Annotated in this window: 19 protein-coding genes, 1 tRNA gene and 1 pseudogene; 19 read left to right on the forward strand and 2 right to left on the reverse strand. The window is 60.1% G+C overall.

Going from position 1 to position 22405, the window contains the following annotated elements:
• Positions 1 to 6 precede the first annotated feature (6 nt).
• Positions 7 to 435 (forward strand): CBS domain-containing protein, encoded by a 429-nt coding sequence (locus RAE19_RS11810; protein ID WP_313875069.1) that lies wholly within the window; start codon positions 7 to 9, stop codon positions 433 to 435.
• Here the strand turns inward: RAE19_RS11810 and RAE19_RS11815 are convergent.
• Entirely contained in the window at positions 420 to 1640 is a 1221-nt protein-coding gene (locus tag RAE19_RS11815) for a S4 domain-containing protein (RefSeq protein ID WP_313875070.1), read from the reverse strand. The genes RAE19_RS11810 and RAE19_RS11815 overlap by 16 nt on opposite strands.
• Positions 1637 to 2518, reverse strand: a pseudogene (locus RAE19_RS11820) (MBL fold metallo-hydrolase); the annotation flags it as partial. The pseudogene RAE19_RS11820 and the gene RAE19_RS11815, both read right to left, overlap by 4 nt.
• Before the next feature lie 103 nt (positions 2519 to 2621).
• Here RAE19_RS11820 and dapF point away from each other — a divergent pair.
• From dapF to murD, 18 genes are all read left to right on the forward strand, one after another.
• Positions 2622 to 3491 (forward strand): diaminopimelate epimerase, encoded by an 870-nt coding sequence (gene dapF, locus RAE19_RS11825; protein WP_313875071.1) that lies wholly within the window; start codon positions 2622 to 2624, stop codon positions 3489 to 3491.
• A 16-nt stretch (positions 3492 to 3507) separates the two neighbouring features.
• Positions 3508 to 4206: a DUF484 family protein gene (locus RAE19_RS11830; protein WP_313875072.1), complete on the forward strand. Its 699-nt coding sequence runs from the start codon at positions 3508 to 3510 to the stop codon at positions 4204 to 4206.
• A gap of 16 nt (positions 4207 to 4222) precedes the next feature.
• Positions 4223 to 5182 carry a tyrosine recombinase XerC gene (locus RAE19_RS11835; RefSeq protein WP_313875073.1) on the forward strand — a complete coding sequence of 320 codons (960 nt, stop codon included), beginning with the start codon at positions 4223 to 4225 and terminating at the stop codon, positions 5180 to 5182.
• An 83-nt stretch (positions 5183 to 5265) separates the two neighbouring features.
• Positions 5266 to 5341 (forward strand) — tRNA-Gly (locus tag RAE19_RS11840).
• Positions 5342 to 5453: 112 nt separating this feature from the next.
• Positions 5454 to 6635, forward strand: coding sequence for a class I SAM-dependent rRNA methyltransferase (locus RAE19_RS11845; RefSeq protein ID WP_313875074.1), 1182 nt, complete (start codon positions 5454 to 5456; stop codon positions 6633 to 6635).
• A gap of 84 nt (positions 6636 to 6719) precedes the next feature.
• Positions 6720 to 7769: a CobW family GTP-binding protein gene (locus RAE19_RS11850; protein ID WP_313875075.1), complete on the forward strand. Its 1050-nt coding sequence runs from the start codon at positions 6720 to 6722 to the stop codon at positions 7767 to 7769.
• Between the two features lie 240 nt (positions 7770 to 8009).
• Positions 8010 to 8948 (forward strand): RNA polymerase-binding protein DksA, encoded by a 939-nt coding sequence (gene dksA / locus RAE19_RS11855; RefSeq protein WP_313875076.1) that lies wholly within the window; start codon positions 8010 to 8012, stop codon positions 8946 to 8948.
• 32 nt (positions 8949 to 8980) lie between these two features.
• The gene (locus RAE19_RS11860; RefSeq protein ID WP_313875077.1) at positions 8981 to 10762 is read left to right on the forward strand and encodes an STAS domain-containing protein; all 1782 of its coding nucleotides are present in this window, start codon (positions 8981 to 8983) and stop codon (positions 10760 to 10762) included.
• A 68-nt stretch (positions 10763 to 10830) separates the two neighbouring features.
• Positions 10831 to 11376, forward strand: coding sequence for an ATP-dependent protease subunit HslV (gene hslV / locus RAE19_RS11865; RefSeq protein ID WP_313875078.1), 546 nt, complete (start codon positions 10831 to 10833; stop codon positions 11374 to 11376).
• A 24-nt stretch (positions 11377 to 11400) separates the two neighbouring features.
• Positions 11401 to 12735: an ATP-dependent protease ATPase subunit HslU gene (gene hslU / locus RAE19_RS11870; RefSeq protein WP_313875079.1), complete on the forward strand. Its 1335-nt coding sequence runs from the start codon at positions 11401 to 11403 to the stop codon at positions 12733 to 12735.
• Between the two features lie 259 nt (positions 12736 to 12994).
• Positions 12995 to 13423 (forward strand): division/cell wall cluster transcriptional repressor MraZ, encoded by a 429-nt coding sequence (gene mraZ / locus RAE19_RS11875; RefSeq protein ID WP_313875080.1) that lies wholly within the window; start codon positions 12995 to 12997, stop codon positions 13421 to 13423.
• 9 nt (positions 13424 to 13432) lie between these two features.
• Positions 13433 to 14368, forward strand: coding sequence for a 16S rRNA (cytosine(1402)-N(4))-methyltransferase RsmH (rsmH, locus tag RAE19_RS11880; RefSeq protein ID WP_313875081.1), 936 nt, complete (start codon positions 13433 to 13435; stop codon positions 14366 to 14368).
• On the forward strand, positions 14365 to 14682 hold the full coding sequence (ftsL, locus tag RAE19_RS11885) for a cell division protein FtsL (protein ID WP_313875082.1): 318 nt from the start codon (positions 14365 to 14367) through the stop codon (positions 14680 to 14682). The genes rsmH and ftsL overlap by 4 nt, the downstream gene beginning before the upstream one ends.
• Complete coding sequence (locus RAE19_RS11890) at positions 14679 to 16424, forward strand: peptidoglycan D,D-transpeptidase FtsI family protein (RefSeq protein WP_313875083.1); 1746 nt, start codon at positions 14679 to 14681, stop codon at positions 16422 to 16424. The genes ftsL and RAE19_RS11890 overlap by 4 nt, the downstream gene beginning before the upstream one ends.
• Positions 16424 to 17923 (forward strand): UDP-N-acetylmuramoyl-L-alanyl-D-glutamate--2,6-diaminopimelate ligase, encoded by a 1500-nt coding sequence (locus RAE19_RS11895; RefSeq protein ID WP_313875084.1) that lies wholly within the window; start codon positions 16424 to 16426, stop codon positions 17921 to 17923. The genes RAE19_RS11890 and RAE19_RS11895 overlap by 1 nt, the downstream gene beginning before the upstream one ends.
• Positions 17920 to 19335, forward strand: coding sequence for a UDP-N-acetylmuramoyl-tripeptide--D-alanyl-D-alanine ligase (locus tag RAE19_RS11900; protein WP_313875085.1), 1416 nt, complete (start codon positions 17920 to 17922; stop codon positions 19333 to 19335). The genes RAE19_RS11895 and RAE19_RS11900 overlap by 4 nt, the downstream gene beginning before the upstream one ends.
• Positions 19336 to 19353: 18 nt before the next feature.
• Positions 19354 to 20532, forward strand: coding sequence for a phospho-N-acetylmuramoyl-pentapeptide-transferase (gene mraY / locus RAE19_RS11905; protein WP_313875086.1), 1179 nt, complete (start codon positions 19354 to 19356; stop codon positions 20530 to 20532).
• The gene (murD, locus tag RAE19_RS11910; protein WP_430962534.1) at positions 20529 to 22403 is read left to right on the forward strand and encodes a UDP-N-acetylmuramoyl-L-alanine--D-glutamate ligase; all 1875 of its coding nucleotides are present in this window, start codon (positions 20529 to 20531) and stop codon (positions 22401 to 22403) included. The genes mraY and murD overlap by 4 nt, the downstream gene beginning before the upstream one ends.
• Positions 22404 to 22405: the final 2 nt, after the last annotated feature.

Below are 22405 nucleotides of genomic sequence, written 5' to 3' on the forward strand. Positions count from 1 at the left end.
GGCTCTATGCGACCGATTCTGGAACTGTTGGAGAAACACGGGGGCTCTGTCTGGAGTCTGAACCCGGAAGACAGCGTCTACCAGGCGCTTGAAATGCTGGCGGACTGCAACGTCGGTGCGCTCATGGTGATGGACGGCGACAAGCTGGTCGGCATCTTCTCGGAGCGGGACTACACCCGCAAAATCGCGCTTGCAGGCCGATCCTCCAAAGACACCCAAGTGAAAGACATCATGACCTCGCAGGTCATGGTGGTCGGCCCCAAGACACGCACCCAGGAGTGCATGGCCTTGATGAGTCAGAAAAAAATCCGCCACTTGCCGGTGGTCGACGGTACCAAGGTGCTGGGCATGATCTCTATCCGGGACTTGATGGACGACATCATCAAAGACCACGAACAGACGATCAGCCAACTGCAGAGCTACATCGCGAGCTGATCGACCCTTAAAACTTTTCCCAGCCCGCCAAATACCGCCACTGTCCGGCCGGCAGGTCGGCCAGAGTGACGCGGCCCAAGCGGATGCGCTTCATGGCCAGAATCTGCAGGCCGCTTTTCGCACAAGAACGCAATCAGCCCGGGGTGTGAGCCCTTGATGGCAAAGCGCAGGCGGCTGGATTCGGGCGTGGTGCTGTTCACACTCACCTTCACTTGCGGCAAATCCAAGCGCTCGTCTTTGAGCGCGTAGCCGATCGGCTTGAGTGCATCCGGCTCGATCTCGCCTTGGACTTCCACCAGAAACTCGTGTTCCATGGTGGACATGTCTTCGGTGAGTTTGCGGGTGGTACGCCAGTCTTGGGTGAACACGACCAAGCCTGTTGCGCCGTTTTCGAGCTCGACATCCGCTTCTAGGTGGTTGAAGTGGCGTTTGAGGATCCGGGTCTCGCTGGCATCGCCCTCCCAATGCTGGGCGGGGGTGAGCAGCAGGCGGGCATTGGGCGGCGGCACTTTTGCGCCGCGGGCGGGCGGGCGCATGCGGGCGCCCGCGCGGGTCGGGGGCAGCTCTTCCAGACCGTCGGTGTGCCCGGCAGGCTTGTTGAGCAGGATCGTCACCGGAGTGAGTTCCATCAGGCTGGCGTTGGGGTCCAGGGTGATGGTCTCGTGGTCTACCCGGTGTTGGGGCTCTTCAATCACCTTGCCATTCACTTGTACCCAGCCACCTTCAATGTACTGCTCGGCCTCTTTGCGTGAGCAGTCTTTGAGTTGCATGACCTTTTTGGACAGGCGCTCACCGGTGTCCGGCAGTGGCGCAGGTGCAGGCCGTTGCCGCGGAGTGGCGCCACTGGCAGGGCGCGCCGCACTGCGAGTGCCTGCAGATTCCACCCGTGGGGGACGCGGAGCGCCCGCACGTTCAGGTGCGCGTGGATGGCCGTCCGCAGGTCGGCTGCGCAGCGGGCGAGGGGGGGCACCATCGCGCGGTGCGTTGCCGGTCGGGCGCGGGTGTGCCGGGCCGTCATGGCTGCGGGGTGGGCGGTTGCCTGCCGGGCGTGCGCCGACCGGCCGCGCAGCGCTGGCGCGGGGCGCCGAGGAGGGCGCTGAAGCAGGGCGCGGGGCCGGGGTGGCCTGGCGTGCAGGGGTCTGACCCGCAGGCAGGCGCTTGGGGGTCTTGGCTGCGGGATTGAGCTTGAGGGTGTTGCGGGTCATGGCCGGCCTTTTTCGTTATCCAGTGCGTAAATGCGTTCGACGTGGGCCAGCAAAGAGCGCTTGGCGACCGGCCAGATGCGCGGATCCACGTCGTCATAGGCCAGGGGCAGCCAATCGTCCATGCTGCCATGGGGGTGCGCTTGCATGACGGCCGCAATCTTTGCTTCGCGCTTGAGCCGGTGGGCTTTAAGGTGGGCAATCGCATCGAGTGCCGCTTCCATCACATGGCCATGGGCTGGCAGGATGAATTGCACCTGGTGTGCCTCGCAGGCGGCGCTCAAGGCGTCCAGTGATTGCAGGTAGTCGTGCATATTGCCGTCTGGCGGGTCAATCACGGTGGTGCTGCCGTTGAGGATGTGGTCGCCGCTGAAGAGCAGGCCGTCCTCTTCAAGTAACAGGCAGACATGGTTGGCCGCATGACCGGGGGTGTAGATCACTTGCAGGGTATGCACCGGTTTAAGTGCACTTTCTACATCTGGCCCAGGCAGCATATGCGCGAGAAGCTCCTGATTTAATAGCGGTCGATCGGGGGTGAATGCACTGGCCGCGCGCGCAGTGGGCGCAGAAGGCAGACCCAGAATCGGCGGGCCGCCCTGGCACAGCGCCTGCAGCGGGGCGGCGCCGGGCGAGTGATCCGGGTGCGAGTGGGTGCAAACAATCCGCAAGATGTTGCCGCCTGTGCCGTCTTCAAACGCGGCCGCTTGCCACAGGCGCTGCAAGTGGTCGGGGTCGGCGGGGCCCGGGTCAATCACCGTGAAGCCGGTGGCGGGTTCTCCCACGAGGTAGCTGTTGGTGCCCGGGCCTGTCATCACCCCGGGGTTGGGCGCGGTCAGGCGCAAGACATTGCGCAGCAATGGGGTGGGGCGGTCAGTTTGCCAGGCGTCAACGAGCGAGGCGGATGCCGGCGACAGTGCGCCGGGCAAGAGAGAGGTGGGTCGGGCCATGCGGCGGATTGTGACGCCAAACGGGGATAATGAAACGATGCGAATCCAGTTCACCAAAATGCAGGGCGCGGGCAACGACTTCGTGGTGCTCGACGAAACCCGTGGCCGCCTCGGCCTGACCCCTGCGCATTACCGCTATCTGGGCGACCGCCATTTCGGCGTGGGTGCCGACCAGATCTTGACGGTGCGGCCTTCTCCGGCAGAAGGCATCGACTTCGAATACGTGATCCACAACGCGGATGGCAACGAGGTCGAACAGTGTGGAAACGGCTCCCGCTGCTTTGCCCGTTTTGTGCGCGACCAAGGTTTGACGACCAAAGACCGCATCCGCGTCAAGACCATGAAGGGCGTGATTGAGCCCCTGCTCACCCCCGATGGCCGTGTCACGGTCGATATGGGGCCCCCGGTGTTTGAGCCGGCCGAGATTCCTTTTGACGCTACGGGCTTGAGCCTCCTGCCCATGGGTTCATGGGGTTATTGGCCTCTGGCCGGCGTTGATCCAGCGCAGGGTGCTCATCTTTTGATAGCTGCGGTCTCGATGGGCAACCCCCACGCGGTCACCCTGGTGGCCGATGTGGATGCGGCACCGGTCGGCGCATGGGGCCCGCACGTGCAGGCCGATGCCCGTTTCCCGCAAGGCGTGAACGTGGGCTTTTTGCAGGTGGTGAGCCGCAGCGAAGTGCGCTTGCGTGTTTACGAGCGCGGCGTGGGCGAAACCCTGGCCTGTGGCACCGGCGCTTGCGCGGCAGTCGTGGCGGGCATTCGTCTGGGGCTGCTGGATGCGCGGGCGGACGTGCAAACCCGGGGCGGTGTGCTCACCATCGCGTGGGCGGGCCTCGGGCAATCGGTGTTCATGACCGGCCCGGCCACGACTGTTTTTCGCGGCGAAATTGATTTACCCGAATAACCTGACTCTGCTCACGATGACTACACCTATCAACCAAGCCTTGGCAAACCCGATCACCGAAGACGACATTGCCAACTTTCTGGCGAACAACCCCGATTTCTTCCAGCGCCACGCAGAGCTGTTGGCTACGGTGCAGTTCACCAGCCCGCACAGCCACCGCGCGGTGAGTCTGCAAGAGCGTCAGGCAGAAATGCTGCGCGAGAAAATCAAATTGCTGGAGCAGCGCATCATGGAAATGATCCGCCACGGCAATGAGAACGTGCTCCTGTCCGACAAAATTTTGCGTTGGGCGCGCTCGCTGTTCCTCACCATCAACCCGGCAGAACTGCCCACTGAGATCGTGCGGGAGATCCAGGATCAGTTTGCGGTGCCCCAAGTGGGTTTGCGCTTGTGGGGCTTGGCAGAGAGTTTTGCCAGTATTCCTGCCGCGCAAGCGGTGAGTGAAGACGCCAAGGTATTTGCCACCTCCTTGAATGAGCCCTTTTGCGGGCTCAACACCGGCTTCGAGGCCGTGAGCTGGCTGGACCAGCCGACCGGCATGAGCTCTCTGGCCTTGATCCCGTTGCGCAGCGGTGTCGCCGGTAGCTCTGCCCCTGCTTTCGGCATGTTGGTGCTGGCGTCGAGCGACTCCCAGCGCTTCAACAGCAGCATGGGAACCGAGTTTTTGGCCCGTATCGGCGAGATCGCCAGCGCCGCCCTTTCGCGCTTACGCTGAGTCAGTTATTACCGCCATGCCCGCGGACGATCGTGCCCTGATCGACAAGTATCTGGAGTTCGTGCGGGTTGAAAAGCGCTTGGCGGCGCGCACTGTCGAGCTTTATGCCTTGGACTTGGCCCGCCTGCACGAGCAGGCAGAGCGCGCCGATGTCGGGTTGCGCGAGGTGCAAAACCATCACATCCGCCGCTGGGTTGCGCAAATGCATGTCGCGGGCCGCAGCGGCCGTGGCATCGCGTTGATTTTGTCGGGGTGGCGAGGTTTTTTCGCCTGGTTGGGGCGGGATGGGCTGGTGCCCAGCAACCCGGTGCAAGACGTGCGCTCGCCAAAAGCCCCCAAGCCACTACCCAAAGCGCTGGCGGTCGACGATGCAGTGCAATTCGCAGACTTTGAAAGTGATGACGATGCCTGGTTCGAGGCCCGCGATGCCGCCATGGTGGAGCTGCTCTACGGCAGCGGCCTGCGGGTCGGGGAGTTGGTGGGTCTGGATGTCGTGGCTGGCAAAGACGCCAAAGGCTGGGTCGATCTGCAGGCGGCAGAAGCCCATGTGCTGGGCAAAGGCGCCAAGCGCCGGAGTGTGCCGGTCGGCGCCACCGCCCTGAAGGCCTTGCAACGGTGGCTGGACTTGCGTGGCCCATCAGGCACCCGGGGCGCAGCACCAGTGCATGCGTCTGGTGCGGATGGCGCGTCTGCCCTGTTCACCGGCCGCAATGGCACCCGGCTCACCGCGCAAGGCATCTGGCAGCGCTTGAAGCGCCGCAGCCAGCTTGCCGGCCTGAATGTGCCGGTGCATCCGCATATGCTGCGCCACTCGTTCGCCAGCCATGTGCTGCAAAGCAGCGGCGACCTGCGCGGCGTGCAGGAGCTGCTGGGCCATGCCAACATCACCACCACACAGGTGTACACCCGGCTGGACTTTCAGCACCTGGCCAAGGCTTATGACGCCGCGCATCCCCGCGCCAAGCTCAAGCGCTGATCGCCAAATAGCGGTTTTTTGCAAAAAGTTGGTGACTTTCTTGCGAAGTCGGAAAATGCGGCATATAATCGTGGTCTTGCAACGCGGGAATAGCTCAGTTGGTAGAGCGCAACCTTGCCAAGGTTGAGGTCGAGAGTTCGAGACTCTTTTCCCGCTCCAAATTCACCCTCAAGGGTTTCAAAAAAGGTCAGCACATTGCTGGCCTTTTTTGTTTTCTGCGTCTGCTCTCGCGCTTACGGGCAGCGACGCACCTCAAGCGACAATACACCCCATGAAAATCATTCGCCTGCGCGCCGGCAAAGAGCGCTCCTTGTTGCGTCGTCATCCTTGGATCTTCGAGTCCGCCATTGCCAAAGGGGGCGGCGACAGCGGCGAAACCGTGCGGGTGGAGTCGGCGGAAGGGGCATTTTTGGGTTGGGCAGCTTTCAGCCCGCAATCCAAAATACGTGCACGTGTCTGGAGTTTTGACGAGAAGCAGCGGATTGATGCTAGCTTTTTTATAGCTGCTTGCGCAAGCGCTATAAGCGCCAGAGCCCGATTTGATGTTAAAAGCGACGGCGTTCGGCTGATCCATGGCGAGTCCGACGGCTTGCCGGGCCTGATTGTCGACCGTTATGGCGATACGTTGGTCGCTCAGTTCACCTCAGCGGGTGTTGAGAAATGGAAGTCCGCCATTGCCGATGCACTGCTCTCCGCCACGGGTTTGACCAAGTTGTATGAGCGGTCGGATGCCAGCAGCCGTGCGCTCGAGGGGCTGCCCGAGGCCACCGGCTGGTTGCGCGGTGAGGGGCCCACCGATCTGGTGCTGCGCGAGCACGATTGGACTTTGGCGCTCAGCATTTCCGAGGGCCACAAAACCGGCTTTTACCTGGACCAGCGCGACAGCCGCCAACGGTTTGCAGAGGCGACCCGCCGCTTGGGTTTCCAGCGGGTGCTCAATTGCTACTGCTACACCGGCGGATTTACGGTGGCTGCGTTGTCCGGTGGTGCCGGGCATGTGACATCGATTGACTCCAGTGGTCCTGCCATTGAAAAAGCGCGTGCCAATGTGGCGCTCAACGGTTTTGACGCGAGCCGGACCACGTTCATGGATGCCGATGTCAACGCCAGCCTGCGAGCCTTTGCGGCCGAAGGGCGCACGTTTGATGCCATCATTTTGGATCCGCCCAAGTTCGCGCCGACAGTGGCTCACGCCGAGCGCGCGGCCCGGGCGTACAAGGACATCAACCGCTTGGCGTTCAAATTGTTGGAGCCTGGTGGCGTGCTGTTTACCTACAGCTGCTCGGGCGGTATCAGTGCGGACCTTTTCCACAAAATCATTGCCGGAGCCGGCTCGGATGCGGGCGTCGACGGATTTATCACCGACCGCATGGGCGGTGCGCCGGATCACCCGATGACGATTGCTTTCCCAGAAGGGGAGTACCTTAAAGGCCTGGTGGTGATGCGCCGCTGACCCCACTGGCCCTTGTGCCCTTGAATTGCTGACTACACTCCCCAGTTGCTTTGTTTGCACTGCACCATTTTTGGAATTTGAATCATGAGCTTGATCCCCGCCACCATCCTGACCGGCTTTCTGGGTTCCGGTAAAACCACCTTGCTCAAGCGCGTGCTGGCTGAGGCCCATGGCCAAAAGATTGCCGTGATCGAAAATGAGTTCGGTGAAGAGAATATCGACAGCGATATTCTGGTCAGCGACACCAACGAGCAGATCATTCAAATGAGCAACGGTTGCGTCTGCTGCACCATTCGCGAAGACTTACGCACTACCTTGAAGGACTTGGCAGAAAAGAAGCGCAAGGGCGAGCTTGATTTTGAACGGGTGGTGATCGAGACCACCGGCGTGGCCGATCCCGGCCCCGTGGCGCAGACCTTCTTTATGGACGATGAAATCGCCGAGACCTATTTGCTGGACTCGATTCTGACCTTGGTCGATGCCAAACACGCAGTGCAGCAGCTCAATGATCGCCAGGAGGCGCGCCGCCAAATCGGGTTTGCCGACCAGATCTTTATCAGCAAGTCAGATTTGGTATCTAAAAAGGAGCTGGATGCCTTGATGCACCGCATCAAGCACATGAACCCGCGCGCGCCGCAAAAAGCGGTGCATTTCGGCGAAGTGTCTCTCCAAGAAGTATTTGATCTGCGCGGCTTTAACCTCAACGCCAAGCTCGATATTGATCCGGACTTCCTCAAGGACGATGACCACCACCACGACCATGCCCATGGAGAGCATTGCGACCACCCGTCGCACGCCCATGACCATGCGACCCACGGTCACCACCACCATCACGAAGATGATGTGAAGAGTTTTGTGTTCAAGTCAGAGCGTCCGTTCGACCCAGCCAAGCTGGAAGACTTCCTGGGTGCCATCGTCAATATCTATGGCCCGCGCATGCTTCGCTACAAGGGCGTGTTGAATATGAAGGGCACCGACCGCAAGGTGATCTTCCAAGGCGTGCACCAGCTCATGGGCAGCGATTTGGGCCCCGCGTGGGGTGAGGCAGAAGTGCGCACCAGCAAGATGGTGTTCATTGGTATTGATCTGCCCAAAGACATTTTCTTGCAAGGCATGGAGCAGTCTTTGGTTTAACGGTATCGAGGGGAGCTGCGTACGGCTGCTGTCACGGCCGTCGTTGCTCATGATCATTTGGATGGAACGAGGGCAGGGGGTGCTATGTTTGTCTCGCTTTTGCAACTTATGGGTTTTCCTTCAGGTAAGCCTGTACACTCGCGCGCCGAAGAAACCCGCTCCGAGAGGCCTCGAAAAGCCTCCAGAGTGGCTGCAGCCACCAGCGACGATGTGCAGGCCGAACCTGCCAGGAGACAAGAAGTGAACGCGAAGTCCGGGAAAGATAGCAAGGCCAAAGAAGCCCCTGCCAAAGTCAAGCCAGCTGCCGTCAAGGCCGCTGCAAAATCCGCTGCCAAGCCAACTGCGAAAGTCGTTGCCAAAGCACCTGTCGCTACACCACCGAGCAGCAAAGCCGCTGTCAAAACCACGGTTCCTGCCCCTGTGAAAACAACTACCAAGACTGCTGACAAAGCGCCTGTGAAATCCGCCGCCAAAACAGCTGCTGCAACGCCTGCAAAAACCAAGCCTGCCGCCGAAAAAGCGGTTGTCAAGCCGGTGGCCGTTGCCGCGCCGGTGGTTGCTCCGGCTCCCACAGTGCCTGCCAAAGCAGGCCGCCCGTCTTCGCGACTGGCCCAGCTCACGGTGCCCTCTATGGCGCAGTCAGTCGCCTCAACGGCTGCCAAAGCCAGTTATAACCATTCCATGTCTTCCCCTGTTATTGCTCCCGTAATTCCTGCTATCGTGAAAAAAGACGCGAAACTTGCCAATAATTGGAAAAACAAAACGGTGACCGAAATGACGGATGCTGAACTGTTGGCGATGCCCGACTCCGAATACATGAACGAGATGCAGCTCGCATATTTCCGCCTGAAGCTCACCGAGCTCAAGCGCGGAATTCTTGCGAGCGCCGGAGAGACTACTGAACATTTGCGTGAAGACACCTCGGTGGTGCCCGATCCTGCAGATCGTGCAACCATTGAAGAAGAGCACGCTTTGGAGCTGCGCACCCGCGACCGCGAACGCAAGTTGCTGAAGAAGATTGAGCAGTCCATCGGGCGTATCGATTCCGGCGACTATGGCTATTGCGATGAAACCGGTGAGCCAATCGGTGTCGGTCGTTTGCTCGCCCGCCCAACGGCGACGCTCTCTTTGGAAGCGCAGCAACGCCGCGAGCTGAAGCAGAAAATGTTCGGGGATTAATTCCCGTTTAACGCAGGCTACCTACCGCTGATATGGCAACCAAAGACGAACGTCCCGGCCTACTTTCCAAAGTGGCGATGTTCGTCCGCAATCCGACCAAAGACTGGTCGGATATCTCTCGCACCGAGACGGAGCCGGATAGTGCTTACGACAAGCAGGCTCTCAAGGCCATGATTGAGCGCAAGCGACAAAACGACTTTGTCCGCAAGCGTGAATTCGACCAGCTCCGCAAACTGCGCAATAGAGACCCCTCTGCGGTCGCAAATCTTGCACGCCCTTCGTTTTTCCAGAGCAGTATTCCCACCGACCCCGACGGTCGTGCGGTGACCCTGAAGAAAATCGACGAAATCGAAGCGCAGATGTCCAAGCAGTGGTGGAAAGGCAAGCAAGACGCTGCTGCCGCTGCGAATGCGGGGAGTGAACAGCGCCTGTCCGCAGTTCCTCCTGCCAGTGACACACAACAGTCTTTGTCGGCGAGTGGAGCCTCCGCTGGTACCGGGTATGGGGGGGGCGCCGCTGCATCTACATTGCCCATCATGCGCGGAGCACCGGATCAGCCGGGAGCAAGCGCACCGCAAACGGAATATGCGGCTACGCAAATGGGCCAGCCGACTGAGCCAATGTTTGCTCCACCGGCGTCTAAGGCGCCTGGGAGCAAGCCTTCATTCGCCCGAGCCACAGAGTCCTCTGATCTCTCGTTCACGACTTCCAAGCTGCTGGCTTTGGAAGTTTCCGACGCGGCTGCTGATCCTGAACTGGAGGAAGCCGCCATCCGCTTTGCCAATGGCGACGATCACGGGGCGGAAAGTAGCCTGATCAGCGCGTTGCGACGCGGTGTGGCGGATGCCTCGACGGCGTTTAACTGGGCAGCTGCCCTGATGGACCTCTACCGAGCCACTCAAAATCGTGAACGTTTTGATTGGGCTATCGTAGAGTTTGCGCACCTGTGGGACGAGCGGGTGCCTCGTTGGGATGTTGTTCAGCTCAACACGGCGTTCGGTGCGGAAACGACCTTGGCGGCGCCCTTTGTGCCAGAGCCAGTGGCTGGAGAGTACGTCGAAGCGGATCCGATGTGGTCCTGCCCTCAGTTTTTGGACGTCCAAGGAATGGAGGCTTTGCGCCTCGTGCTGTCGACTCAGCCTATGCCATGGACTTTGGACTGGACTGCGCTTGAGCGTATCGATGCCCCTGCGATGCCTTTGCTTTCTGGATTGTTTGCCAGTTTGTGCGACGAGCCCGTCTCGTTGCGGTTCGCTGGTGCATCGCAATTGTTGACGGCGCTGCAATTCTTGACGCCTTCCGCCAATCGCAGTGTTGATTCTGCGTGGTGGATTGTTCGTTTAAACGTTTTACGAGCTTTGCAGTGTCTTGACGATTTTGAGCTGGTGGCGTTGGACTACTGCATCACCTATGAGGTTTCTCCCCCTGCATGGGCCCCGGCGCGCTGTGACTATTCAGCCGTTCATTTCCGCTCTGCTCATGCAGTTTCCGCTGATTTCGTTTCGACTTCGCCGATGGGTGTGGGCTCGGTCACCCTGACCAGTCAAGAGCTGCGCGGGGTCGTGGCCGGCGATACAACGGCACTATTGGCGGGGCTGGACAGCGCACGCGACCAGTCCAACAACATTGTGATTTCTTGTCGATTTTTGGTCCGGGTCGACTTCTCTGCGGCAGGAACGATCTTGAACTGGGTCGTTTCGCGTCAGGCGGAGGGCTGTATGGTGCAGTTTCAAGATGTGCATCGTTTGGTTGCCGCTTTTTTCAATGTGATTGGCATCAGCGAACACGCACGCGTTGTGCCACGCGACCTTTAAATTTTGTTTCGCGCGGGGAAGGTATTTCTCCGCTTGCAAACTTTTGCTTCACCCCCAACTCCCCCTCTATGGAACAATTTCACGGAACGACCATCATCAGTGTGCGGCGCAAAACTGCTGCGGGTGTTCAGGTCGCGATCGGCGGTGACGGACAAGTCACTTTGGGCAACATCGTGGTTAAGGGCTCTGCCCGGAAAGTACGCAAGCTCTATCACGGCAAAGTGCTGGCTGGCTTTGCAGGTGCTACGGCGGATGCCTTCACTTTGTTTGAGCGTTTTGAAGCCAAGCTTGAAAAACACCAAGGTCATTTGGTGCGGGCGGCGATTGAGTTGACCAAGGATTGGCGCACTGATCGCGTATTGCGCAAGCTGGAGGCGATGTTGGCAGTGGCGGACAAAGATGCGTCGTTGATCATTACAGGAAACGGGGATGTGCTCGAGCCCGAAAACGGGATCGTCACCATCGGATCCGGTGGTGCATATGCCCAAGCCGCTGCGGTTGCCTTGCTCAATCACTCAGATCTCCCGGCCGCGGATATTGTGAAGCGCTCACTCGAAATTGCAGGTGAGCTGTGCATCTACACCAATATGCACCACACCATCGAAACCCTGTAACTCCTGCTTTTCCCGAAGTTTTTTATGCAGACGCTCACTCCCCGCGGCATCGTTGCCGAGTTAGATAAACACATTGTTGGCCAAGCGCAGGCGAAACGTGCGGTTGCGATCGCCTTGCGCAATCGTTGGCGCCGGCAGATGGTCGAGGGCGATTTGCGTCATGAAATTACGCCCAAGAATATTCTGATGATCGGCCCTACTGGCGTCGGTAAAACGGAGATTGCGCGACGCCTGGCAAAGCTGGCCGATGCACCGTTCATCAAGGTCGAGGCGACCAAGTTCACCGAGGTTGGTTATGTGGGCAAAGACGTGGATGCCATCATTCGCGATCTGGCAGAAATTGCCGTAAAGCAGGTTCGGGAGCAAGAGAAGCGCAAAGTTGCCCGCCGGGCTGAAGACGCTGCCGAAGAGCGGATTTTGGATATCCTGGTGCCACCTCCGCGGTTCGATGCCAGCGCCACTTCAACAGCCGACGCCCCCGAGAGCTCCACGCGCCAAGCGTTTCGCAAGAAGCTGCGCGAGGGACAGCTCGATGATCGTGAGATCGAGTTAGACCTCGCCATGCAAGCGCCGAGCTTGGAAGTCATGGGGCCTGCGGGCATGGAGGAGATGACCGAACAGCTTCGCGGGCTCTTTGGTCAAATGGGCCAAGGCAAGAAGCAAATCCGCAAATTGCGGATTGCAGAGGCCGCCAAACTGCTGGCCGAGGAAGAGGCTGCCAAGCTGGTCAACGAAGACCACATCAAAACCCAGGCGATCCAAACCCTGGAGCAAAACGGCATTGTTTTTATTGATGAAATTGACAAGGTGACCTCCCGTGGTGAGGGCAATGGGGGCGAGGTTTCCAGGCAAGGTGTTCAGCGTGATCTGCTCCCCTTGGTCGAAGGAACCACGGTCACTACCAAGTACGGCATGGTGAAGACGGACCATATTTTGTTCGTCGCATCGGGCGCCTTCCATTTGAGCAAGCCGAGCGATCTGATTCCTGAATTGCAAGGACGCTTCCCGATCCGCGTGGAATTGCAGTCTTTGTCGGTTCAAGATTTTGAAGCGATCTTGACCCAAACCCATGCATCTTTGATCAAGCAATACCAAGCTTTGCTGGCCACTGAGTCTGTATCGCTGGAGTTCACAGCGGATGGCATTACCCGGCTTGCGCAAATCGCGTTCGATGTGAACGAGCGAACCGAAAACATCGGTGCTCGCCGCTTGGCGACGGTGATGGAGCGTTTGCTGGATGATGTGAGTTTCGATGCGGGAGACCTGGGTGGCCAAACCATCCAGATCGATGCACGCTACGTGGATGAGCGTCTCGGGGCGCTGAGTCAGGACGAAGACTTGTCCCGATTTATTCTGTGATTTGTGAAAAAGCGGATAAACGGTAGTCCCTTCAAGCATCACTTTCAGAGCATCTGCTAAGTGCTTAATTTAGAACGGTTTTTAAGGCGTCGCCGCCTTTAGAAACGCTTCTAAGTCCTTGATTTCATTGGAAAAAATTCGCGCAAGGCATCTTGCGATGAGGCCGTTTGCTGATACAGTGCAAAAAAGTGCAATTTAGTGGTGAAAAGTGCCATGAAATTGCTGTTTGAGTGCTGTCACAGTACAAAGGTGGTTTTACGTGTTCCAAGGGGCTTCGTCTCTCAGTCTTGATGCCAAGGGTCGCCTGTCGGTGCCGACACGGCATCGTGACGTCTTGAGTGCGACGGCTGCCGGACAACTCACGATCACCAAGCACCCCCACGGTTGCCTGATGGTTTTCCCGCGTCCGGAGTGGGAAAAGTTCAGGGAGCGTATCGCTGCATTGCCGATGTCGGCGCAGTGGTGGAAACGGATTTTTTTGGGCAATGCCATGGATGTCGAGATGGATGGCACCGGCCGCGTGCTGATCTCGCCAGAACTCCGGGAGTCCGCAGGTATTGCCAAAGACACCATGCTGCTTGGCATGGGCAATCATTTTGAGTTGTGGGACAAAGCGACCTACGACGAACAAGAGGCCAAGGCGATGCAGGGTGACATGCCCGACGTCTTCAAGGACTTTTCTTTTTAAGGCCTGACGGTGGAAGCTCCCCGGATCCATACCACCGTGTTGTTGAACGAAGCGGTTGATGCCTTGTTCAGTGACGGCGGCACTCCATTTGCCGCAGCGGCCCAAGCCACCTATGTCGACGCCACGTTCGGTCGTGGTGGCCACTCCCGGCTCATTTTGTCGCGCCTGGGCGCTGATGGGCGCTTGATTGCGTTCGATCGCGACCCGGAGGCTGTGGCACAAGCAGCGCTGATCGACGATGCCCGCTTCTCTATCCGTCACGAAGGATTTTCCAATCTTGGAGTTCTGGCAGGCGGTAGCGTGGGCGGAATTCTGATGGATCTGGGGGTCAGCTCCCCCCAGATTGACAGCCCGGAGCGGGGCTTCAGCTTCCGCTTCGAAGGTCCTTTGGATATGCGCATGGACACCACGCGCGGAGAGAGTGTTGCCCAGTGGCTGGAGACGGCCGAGATCAATCAAATCACGGAGGTGATACGTGAATACGGTGAAGAACGGTTTGCTGGGGCAATTGCAAAGGCGATTGTTGCTCGCCGACAGGAACGGGGGGCAATTTCAACCACCTCCGAGCTGGCCCAACTCGTGGCTGACACGGTCAAAACCCGCGAGCCGGGCCAGAACCCTGCAACGCGCACATTTCAGGCTTTTCGGATTTTCATCAACGCCGAGCTTGAGGAGTTGCAACAAGCGCTAGAGGCCAGTCTCGAGGTGCTGGAGCCCGGTGGGCGGCTGGCGGTGATCAGCTTTCATTCGCTGGAAGACCGGATCGTCAAGCAATTCATTGCCAAACACTCGAAGGATGAATACGACCGGCGTGCCCCTTTTGCCGCACCCAAGGTCATGAAGCTCAAGGCGCTTGGGCGTATCAAGCCGTCGGCTGAGGAGGTCGCTGCAAATCCTCGCTCCCGCAGCGCCATTCTGCGTGTGGCGCAGAGGATGCCGGCATGATCCGCATCAATCTCGTGCTGCTGTTGGCGGTCGTGATCAGCGCCCTGTACCTGGTCGGCGTGCAATACGAGTCCCGCCGCCTGTTTACTGAGCTGGACAAGGCGCGTGCTGATTCGCGTCGCCTTGAGACGGAGTTCGGGCGTTTGCAAGTGGCCAAGCGTGAGCAGGCCACTTCTGCGCGTGTGCAGCAGCTCGCGCGCGACAAGCTCCAGATGCGCCAGGTGACACCTGCCATCACCAGCTATGTGACCTACACCGCACCGGCGACCAAAGCCGCTGCCGAAGCCCCTGTGCCAACGAAAGGTGCCGAGTGACACGCCGGGGCATCCAGTACACCTCCAGCCCCTTGCTGGCAAGCCGCACCCCTGTGTGGCGCAGCAAGTTTGTGGTGGGCGCCATTGCGTTGGGCTTTACCGGGTTGGTGGCCCGGGCGGCTTACATCCAGGTGTATGCCAATGATTTTTTTATCAAGCAAGGCGAAGTGCGCTTTGCCCGGACGATCGATCTGCCCGCGGATCGCGGTCGCATTCTGGACCGCAATGGATTGATCCTGGGGTCCAGCGTACCCGCGCCCAGCATCTGGGCTATCCCTGAGGATGTCGATCTCGAAAAAGGCCAGCTCTCGCAGCTGGCCAAGTTGTTGGATATGCCCGTGGCGGAGCTGTCCAAAAAACTGGCTGACGAAGACAAAACGTTTGTCTGGATCAAGCGGCAGGTCGATGCAGATATCGCCAAAAAAATAGCCGAGCTCAACATCAAGGGTATTTATCAGCGCAAAGAGTACAAGCGCCAGTACCCGGAAGGCGAGGCTGCGGCCCACATCGTCGGCTTTACGAACGTGGAAGACAACGGTCAAGAGGGCGTTGAGCTGATGTTCAACAAAGAGCTGCTCGGTCGTGCCGGTATGCGCCATGTGATCAAGGACCGATTGGGCAGGGCAGTCGAGAATGTGGGCGAGGTTGTGCCGCCGGTGCCCGGGCGAGATTTGCAGCTCAGCATCGACAGCAAGGTGCAGTTTTTTGCGTACCAGAAGCTGCGGGATGCGGTGACCACCCACAAAGCCAAAGCCGGCAGCGTGGTGGTGTTGGACGCCATCACTGGCGAGGTGCTGGCCTTGGCCAACTACCCCAGCTACACGCCCGACAAGCGCAAGAACCTGACCGGTGAACAGCTGCGTAACCGTGCTCTGACCGATACCTTTGAGCCTGGCTCGGTCATGAAGCCCTTCACGGTGGGCTTGGCGCTCGAAACCGGGCGGGTGAAGCCGACCACGATGATCGACACGGCCCCCGGCACTATCACGATCACGGGCGCGACGATCCGCGACTCTCATCCCCACGGGATGTTGACGGTAGAGCAGGTTCTGCAAGTTTCCAGCAACGTGGGAACGACCAAGCTGGCCATGCAAATGCCTGCGAGCGAAATGTGGCAAACCTTTTCGCAAGCCGGCTTTGGCCAGAAGCCCCAAGTCGAGTTTCCCGGTGTTGTGTCCGGTCGCTTGCGCCCTTACAAATCGTGGCGCCCCATTGAGCAAGCCACGGTCTCGTACGGCTACGGCATGTCTGCGTCCTTGTTTCAAATGGTGCGCTCTTACACCGTCTTTTCACACGGCGGGCAAATCATCCCGGCCACCTTGCTGAAAACCACTACGCCTGCAGTAGGCGTACAGGTGTTTTCCGAACAAACAGCAGCCCGCGTCCGACACATGTTGAAAATGGCGGCCGGCCCCGGCGGGACTGCTCCCAAAGCCCAGACGATCGGCTACTCGGTGGGTGGCAAATCCGGTACTGCGTACAAGCAGATCGGCAAGGGCTATGGCTCTGACGGCAACCGCAAATACAGAAGCTGGTTCGTGGGCATGGCCCCGATTGAAGAGCCCCGGATCATTGTCGGCGTGATGCTGGATGAACCAAGCGCTGGCAAATACTACGGCGGTGAAGTGGCTGCGCCGGTGTTCAGTGAAACGGTGCAGCAAACGCTGCGCATGTTGGGCGTCCAGCCCGATATTGCCGTGCAGCCGCATATTCAGGCTTCGGCGGTCGAGGAGAGTTTCTGATGACCGCTTTCACCCATCCCGCCGCCGTGGTTGCCTGGTTGCGCGCACGTGGTGTGCAAGGGCTGACGACTGACAGCCGCACCCTCACTGCAACAGATGCCTTCATTGCCTGGCCCGGCGTGGCGACTGATCCCCGCCGCTTTGTGTCTGCGGCGCTGAAGCAGGGCGCATTGGCCTGCGTGGTCGACCAAGACGGAGCATATGGTTTTGGCTTTGATGCTGAAAAAGTGGCGCTATATGCCAACCTGAAAGCTGACTCCGGCCCGATCGCCGCCGAGTTTTATGGTGCGCCATCCCGCGAGTTGGCGCTGTTAGCAGTGACGGGTACCAATGGCAAAACCAGCACTGCTTGGTGGCTGGCGCAAGCCTTAGGTCAAGTTCAAGGCGCACAAGCCAAGGCCTGTGGCGTGATCGGCACCTTGGGTGTCGGCCGCCCACCTGCGCTCACCGCTACCGGTTTCACTACGCCGGATCCAGTGCTGTTGCAAAAGACACTGCGCAGCTTTGTGGATCAAGGGCTCACGGCTTGTGCTATCGAGGCCTCCTCCATCGGCATTGAAGAAATGCGGATGACAGGCACTGTGATTCATACCGCCATCTTCACCAACTTCACCCAAGACCACTTGGATTACCACGGCAGCATGGCCGCCTACTGGGCAGCAAAGCGTTCGCTGTTTGCTTGGGAGGGCTTGCGTGCCGCGGTGATCAATGTGGATGACGACAAGGGCCTCGAGCTGGCTGCCGAGCTGGCAAGCTCGGGCTTGGACCTGTGGACCGTCGGTGTGAACCGGCCAGCCCGATTGCAGGCGCGCGATGTGTCCCACACCGCTAAAGGCCTCGCGTTTGATGTGGTGGAAGGCGCGCAAGTCATTCGCATGCAGTCGCACGTCATTGGCAGCTACAACGTGTCCAACTTGCTGGGCGTGCTGGCTACTTTGCGTGCGCAGGGCATTGCATTGCCGGAGGCGGTTGCCGCGTGCTCCACATTGCTGCCTGTTCCGGGTCGCATGGAGTGCGTGGGCGGGGATGCGGCGCCTTTGGTGGCCGTGGACTACGCCCACACCCCGGACGCTTTAGACCAGGCGCTGCGCGCCTTGCAGCCTGTGGCGCGCAGCCGCGGCGGGCGCTTGTGGTGTGTGTTTGGCTGCGGTGGCGACCGCGATGCCACCAAGCGCCCCTTGATGGGCGCGGTGGCCGCTGCGCTGTCGGACCGTGTCGTGGTGACGAGCGACAACCCCCGCAGCGAAAGGCCTGAGTCCATCGTGGCGCAAATTCTTTTGGGCATGGTGGAGTGCCCGCACGTGGACGTGCAAGTGGACCGCGGCGCAGCCATCGCCCAAGTGATTGCCGAGGCCGCCGCACAAGACGTGGTCCTGCTCGCCGGCAAAGGCCACGAAGAGACCCAAGAAGTGGCCGGCACCAAGACGCCGTTTTCCGACCTGGCGCACGCCAAAGCGGCGCTGTCACAGCGCCAGCCCACCCACGGAGTTGTTGCATGAGCCTGTTCATGACGCTAGCGGATGCCGCGCGCTTGTTGCCTGGTGCCCACTTGGTGGGCGACAGCACGGCTGGAATTGCCCGGGTCCATACCGATACCCGCACCATTGAGCCGGGCGATCTGTTCGTCGCGCTCAAGGGTGAGCGTTTTGACGCCAACGCCATGTTGCACGAGGCGCAGGCCAAAGGTGCAGCCGCCGTGTTGTGCCATGCCGGTCTACCCGCGTCGGCCTACCCCGTAGGGCTTCCGCGACTCGAAGTGTCTGACACCAAGCAGGCATTGGGCGCACTCGCTGCTGCATGGCGCGCGCAGTTTCAGATTCCCCTGATCGCAGTCACCGGCAGTAACGGGAAAACCACCGTGACCCAGATGGTCGCGAGCATCTTGCATGCCTATGCGCCGGACGGCGCCGCATTGGCTACGGTGGGCAATTTCAATAACGACATCGGAGTTCCACTGACCCTGATGCGCTTGCGCTCAACCCACCGCATTGCCGTGGTCGAGTTGGGCATGAACCATCCCGGCGAGATCGCAGGCCTTGCGGCCATGGCTCGCCCGACGGTGGCGCTGGTCAACAACGCGCAGCGGGAGCACCTGGAGTTCATGCACACCATCGACGCCGTTGCGCGCGAGAACGGCAGTGTGCTGTCCGCCTTGCCGGCCGACGGCGTTGCCGTGTTTCCTGCAGATGACGACTTTGCTCCCCTCTGGCGTGAGCTGGCCGCAGGCCGCTCCGTTACCGGTTTTTCTGCTGCGTCCACCGGCGCTGAGGTGGTGCTGCAACATGCCAATTGGCAGGACGGCTCTTGGCAGGTACAGGCCCACAGCCCGCAGGGCATGCTGCAGTTCCGCTTGGCGATAGCCGGCCGTCATAACGTCAAAAACGCGCTGGCTGCGGCAGCCTGTGCGCTGTCCGCCGGCGTACCGGTCGCGTCGGTTCAACAGGGCTTGGAGGCTTTTTTGCCCGTCAAAGGTCGCTGCCGCGCACTGCAGGTCCGGCATGGTGTCAGCGACTTCACTTTGGTAGACGACACCTACAACGCCAACCCCGATTCCATGCGGGCCGCCATTGATGTGTTGGCCGATTTGCCCGGCCCCCGTTTGCTGGTGATCGGCGATATGGGCGAGGTCGGTGAACAAGGCCCGGTTTTTCATGCCGAGGCAGGCCGCTATGCGCGGGCTGCAGGCATAGAGCACGTACTGGCTTTGGGCGAGGCGAGTGCCTTTGCGGTGCAAGAGCTGCCCACTGCGCGTCATTTCGCGACCGTGGAAGGATTACTCCAGGCTGCGAATGCTTTGGTGCCGGACGTGGCCAGCGTATTGGTCAAAGGCTCGCGCTTTATGCGCATGGAGCGTGTGGTGGAGGCTTTGTCGGCCCCATCTGCGCCGGAGGTGGTATCCGATGCCGCTTGATTTGTTTGGAGAATTTACATGTTGCTGAGCCTGGCCCAATGGCTGCAAGGTTTGTCCCCGGAGCTCGGGTTTTTCCGGGTGTTTCAGTACCTGACGTTCCGGGCCGTCATGGCTGCCCTCACCGCATTGCTCATCGGCCTGGTGGCCGGGCCTGTAGTGATCCGCCGTCTGCGCGCTTTGAAAATCGGCCAGCCAATTCGTGGCTATGGCATGGAAACCCACCTCGCCAAAAGCGGAACGCCCACCATGGGCGGGGTGTTGATCTTGCTGTGCATCGCGATTGCGACCTTGCTGTGGGCGGATCTCTCCAACCGTTTTGTCTGGATTGTGCTGGTCGTCACGCTGGGTTTCGGTGCGATTGGCTGGGTCGATGACTGGCGCAAAGTGGTGCACAAGGATCCGGAAGGCATGCGCTCGCGGGAAAAGTATTTCTGGCAGAGCCTGATCGGCTTGTTGGCCGCGCTCTACCTGGTCTTCAGCATCTCTGAAAGCTCCAACCTCCGGGTCTTGGAGCTGTTTTTCAATTGGGTGGCCTCGGGCTTCGATGTCAACCTTCCGCCGAAAGCGGGCTTGTTTTTGCCCTTCTTCAAAGAGGTGAGCTACCCCTTGGGCGTGCTCGGCTTTGTGGTCATGACCTATCTGGTCATCGTCGGCTCCAGCAATGCGGTCAATCTGACGGATGGCCTCGACGGCCTAGCCATCATGCCTGTAGTCATGGTGGGTTCGGCTTTGGGCGTCTTTGCCTATGTGACCGGGAGCTCGGTGTTTTCCAAGTACCTGCTTTTTCCGTACATCCCCGGTTCGGGCGAGCTCTTGATTTTCTGTTCGGCATTGGCCGGCGCCGGGCTGGCGTTTTTGTGGTTCAACACCCACCCCGCGCAAGTCTTCATGGGCGATGTCGGGGCGCTGGCCCTGGGCGGTGCCTTGGGCACGATTGCCGTGATTGTTCGCCAGGAAATTGTGCTGGCCATCATGGGCGGCATCTTTGTGGCCGAAGCGGTGTCGGTGATGCTGCAAGTCACCTACTTCAAATACACCAAGCGCCGTTTCGGCGAGGGCCGTCGCCTGCTCAAGATGGCGCCACTCCACCACCACTTTGAAAAGTCCGGCTGGAAAGAGACCCAGGTCGTGGTCCGTTTCTGGATCATCACCATGTTGCTCTGCCTGGTCGGCCTCTCCACCCTGAAACTGCGATGAACACCCCCGAGCAGCCACATCCTGCAGACAGCCCCCTCACGCCGGTCGACACGACAGGCGGGCTCGCGCACGACCCGGCCCTGAGCGCCGCGGCCGTAGATTTGCCTGCTGACGAACCGCTGGCAGAGGCAATGACGCCAGCCGATGTGCCTGTAGTCTCAGCTCCAGCTCCCATCGCTTTGCCCGTGACACTGACTGCGGCCAAAGATGCCGCCGAGTTTGTGGCCCGCATTTTTGCGGATACCCAGGCGGACAGTACCGACGCCAAAGAGGCCGAGGTCGCAGCACTCGCTTCCGAGGCGGTTGCGCAAGAGGTGGTGTCCACCGATGCGCCCGCTGAGCCTGTGGTGTTTGCGCCCCTCGCCGGCCAGCAAGTGCTGATCCTTGGTTTGGGGGCTTCTGGTCTTGCCATGGCGCGCTGGTGTGTGCGCGCTGGCGCGACCAACGTGACCGTGGCAGACACCCGTGACGCCCCGCCCCAGCTGGCAGTGTTGCAACACGAACTGCCCCAGGTCCGTTTTGTTGCGGGGCCTTTTGATGCCAGCCTGGTCGAAGGACAAGGCTTGCATGCGGTATACCGTTCGCCGGGTCTGAGTCCTGCAGACATTGCTCCTGTTTTAGGAGCTGCTCGCGCAAGCTCTATCGCGGTTGGTGGCGAATTAAGCTTGTATTCGCAGGGTCTGGAGACTTTGCGGGCCCAGCGCGCTTACGCCCCCGCTGTTTTGGCGATTACCGGCACCAATGGCAAAACGACGGTCACCTCACTGACCGGTCAACTGATCGCCCATGCGGGCAAAACAGTGGCGGTTGCCGGCAACATCGGCCCGACCTTGTTGGACACCTTGACCCAACACCTCGTGGCGGACACGCTGCCCGAAGTCTGGGTGCTGGAACTCTCCAGCTTCCAGTTGGATGCCGCAGGCAGTTTTGAGCCGACTGCTGCGGTCGTGCTCAACATCAGCCAGGATCACCTCGACTGGCACGGCAGCATGCAAGCCTATGCGGGTGCCAAGGCCCGTATCTTTGGCCAGCACGGCATGTTGGTGCTGAACCGCGAAGACGCGGTCGTCATGGCCATGCGCCCTGAGCCGGTGCGAGTCCGCCTGCAGCGTCCGCAAGAGCGGGCGTACATCACCTTCGGCACCACCATGCCGCAACGCCCCGGTGACTTCGGCATCGAAGAAGTCAACGGTATGGTCTGGCTGGTGCGCGCCCTCGAGGCCGACGAGACCCGCAAACGCCGCAAGGATGAAGAACAAGAGATCCATATCCAACGCTTGATGCCAGCAGACGCCTTGCGCATCCGCGGCCGCCACAACGCGAGCAATGCGCTGGCCGCCTTGGCTTTGTGCGCTTCCGCCGGCTGCTCATTGGCCGCGGTGCTGTACGGCCTGAGGGAGTACCGCGGTGAGCCTCACCGTGTCGAGCCGATTGGCGTGCTCAACGACGTGGAGTTTTTTGACGACAGCAAAGGCACCAACGTGGGTGCCACCGTGGCCGCACTGCAGGGCCTCGGTGCAGACCGCCGCATCGTGGTGATTCTGGGTGGCGAAGGCAAGGGACAAGACTTTGCCCCGCTCGCAGGTCCGGTCGAGCGCTATGCGCGCGCGGCGGTGCTGATCGGGCGAGATGCCCCCTTGATCCGCGCGGCCCTCGAGCACACCGGTGTGCCGGTGTTGGATGCGGAGTCCATGGCCGCAGCCGTAACACTCGCCAATGCCAAGGCCCATGCAGGCGATGCGGTGCTGATGTCGCCTGCCTGCGCGAGCTTCGATATGTTCAAGAACTACGAGCACCGTGCCCAGGTGTTTTGCGAGGCTGTGAAAGAGCTGGCCTTGGCCAATGGCACTGAATTGGAGCAGCTCCTATGAAG

Origin of the sequence: Rhodoferax potami, from assembly GCF_032193805.1 — a bacterium.
GTDB lineage: Bacteria > Pseudomonadota > Gammaproteobacteria > Burkholderiales > Burkholderiaceae_C > Allorhodoferax > Allorhodoferax potami_A.

Coding starts and splice junctions, on each gene's coding strand:
- RAE19_RS11810 (WP_313875069.1), top strand. CDS start 7: ATGCGACCGATTCTGGAACTGTTGGAGAAACACGGGGGCTCTGTCTGG.
- RAE19_RS11815 (WP_313875070.1), bottom strand. CDS start 1,640: ATGACCCGCAACACCCTCAAGCTCAATCCCGCAGCCAAGACCCCCAAG.
- dapF (WP_313875071.1), top strand. CDS start 2,622: ATGCGAATCCAGTTCACCAAAATGCAGGGCGCGGGCAACGACTTCGTG.
- RAE19_RS11830 (WP_313875072.1), top strand. CDS start 3,508: ATGACTACACCTATCAACCAAGCCTTGGCAAACCCGATCACCGAAGAC.
- RAE19_RS11835 (WP_313875073.1), top strand. CDS start 4,223: ATGCCCGCGGACGATCGTGCCCTGATCGACAAGTATCTGGAGTTCGTG.
- RAE19_RS11845 (WP_313875074.1), top strand. CDS start 5,454: ATGAAAATCATTCGCCTGCGCGCCGGCAAAGAGCGCTCCTTGTTGCGT.
- RAE19_RS11850 (WP_313875075.1), top strand. CDS start 6,720: ATGAGCTTGATCCCCGCCACCATCCTGACCGGCTTTCTGGGTTCCGGT.
- RAE19_RS11860 (WP_313875077.1), top strand. CDS start 8,981: ATGGCAACCAAAGACGAACGTCCCGGCCTACTTTCCAAAGTGGCGATG.
- hslV (WP_313875078.1), top strand. CDS start 10,831: ATGGAACAATTTCACGGAACGACCATCATCAGTGTGCGGCGCAAAACT.
- hslU (WP_313875079.1), top strand. CDS start 11,401: ATGCAGACGCTCACTCCCCGCGGCATCGTTGCCGAGTTAGATAAACAC.
- ftsL (WP_313875082.1), top strand. CDS start 14,365: ATGATCCGCATCAATCTCGTGCTGCTGTTGGCGGTCGTGATCAGCGCC.
- RAE19_RS11895 (WP_313875084.1), top strand. CDS start 16,424: ATGACCGCTTTCACCCATCCCGCCGCCGTGGTTGCCTGGTTGCGCGCA.
- RAE19_RS11900 (WP_313875085.1), top strand. CDS start 17,920: ATGAGCCTGTTCATGACGCTAGCGGATGCCGCGCGCTTGTTGCCTGGT.
- mraY (WP_313875086.1), top strand. CDS start 19,354: ATGTTGCTGAGCCTGGCCCAATGGCTGCAAGGTTTGTCCCCGGAGCTC.
- murD (WP_430962534.1), top strand. CDS start 20,529: ATGAACACCCCCGAGCAGCCACATCCTGCAGACAGCCCCCTCACGCCG.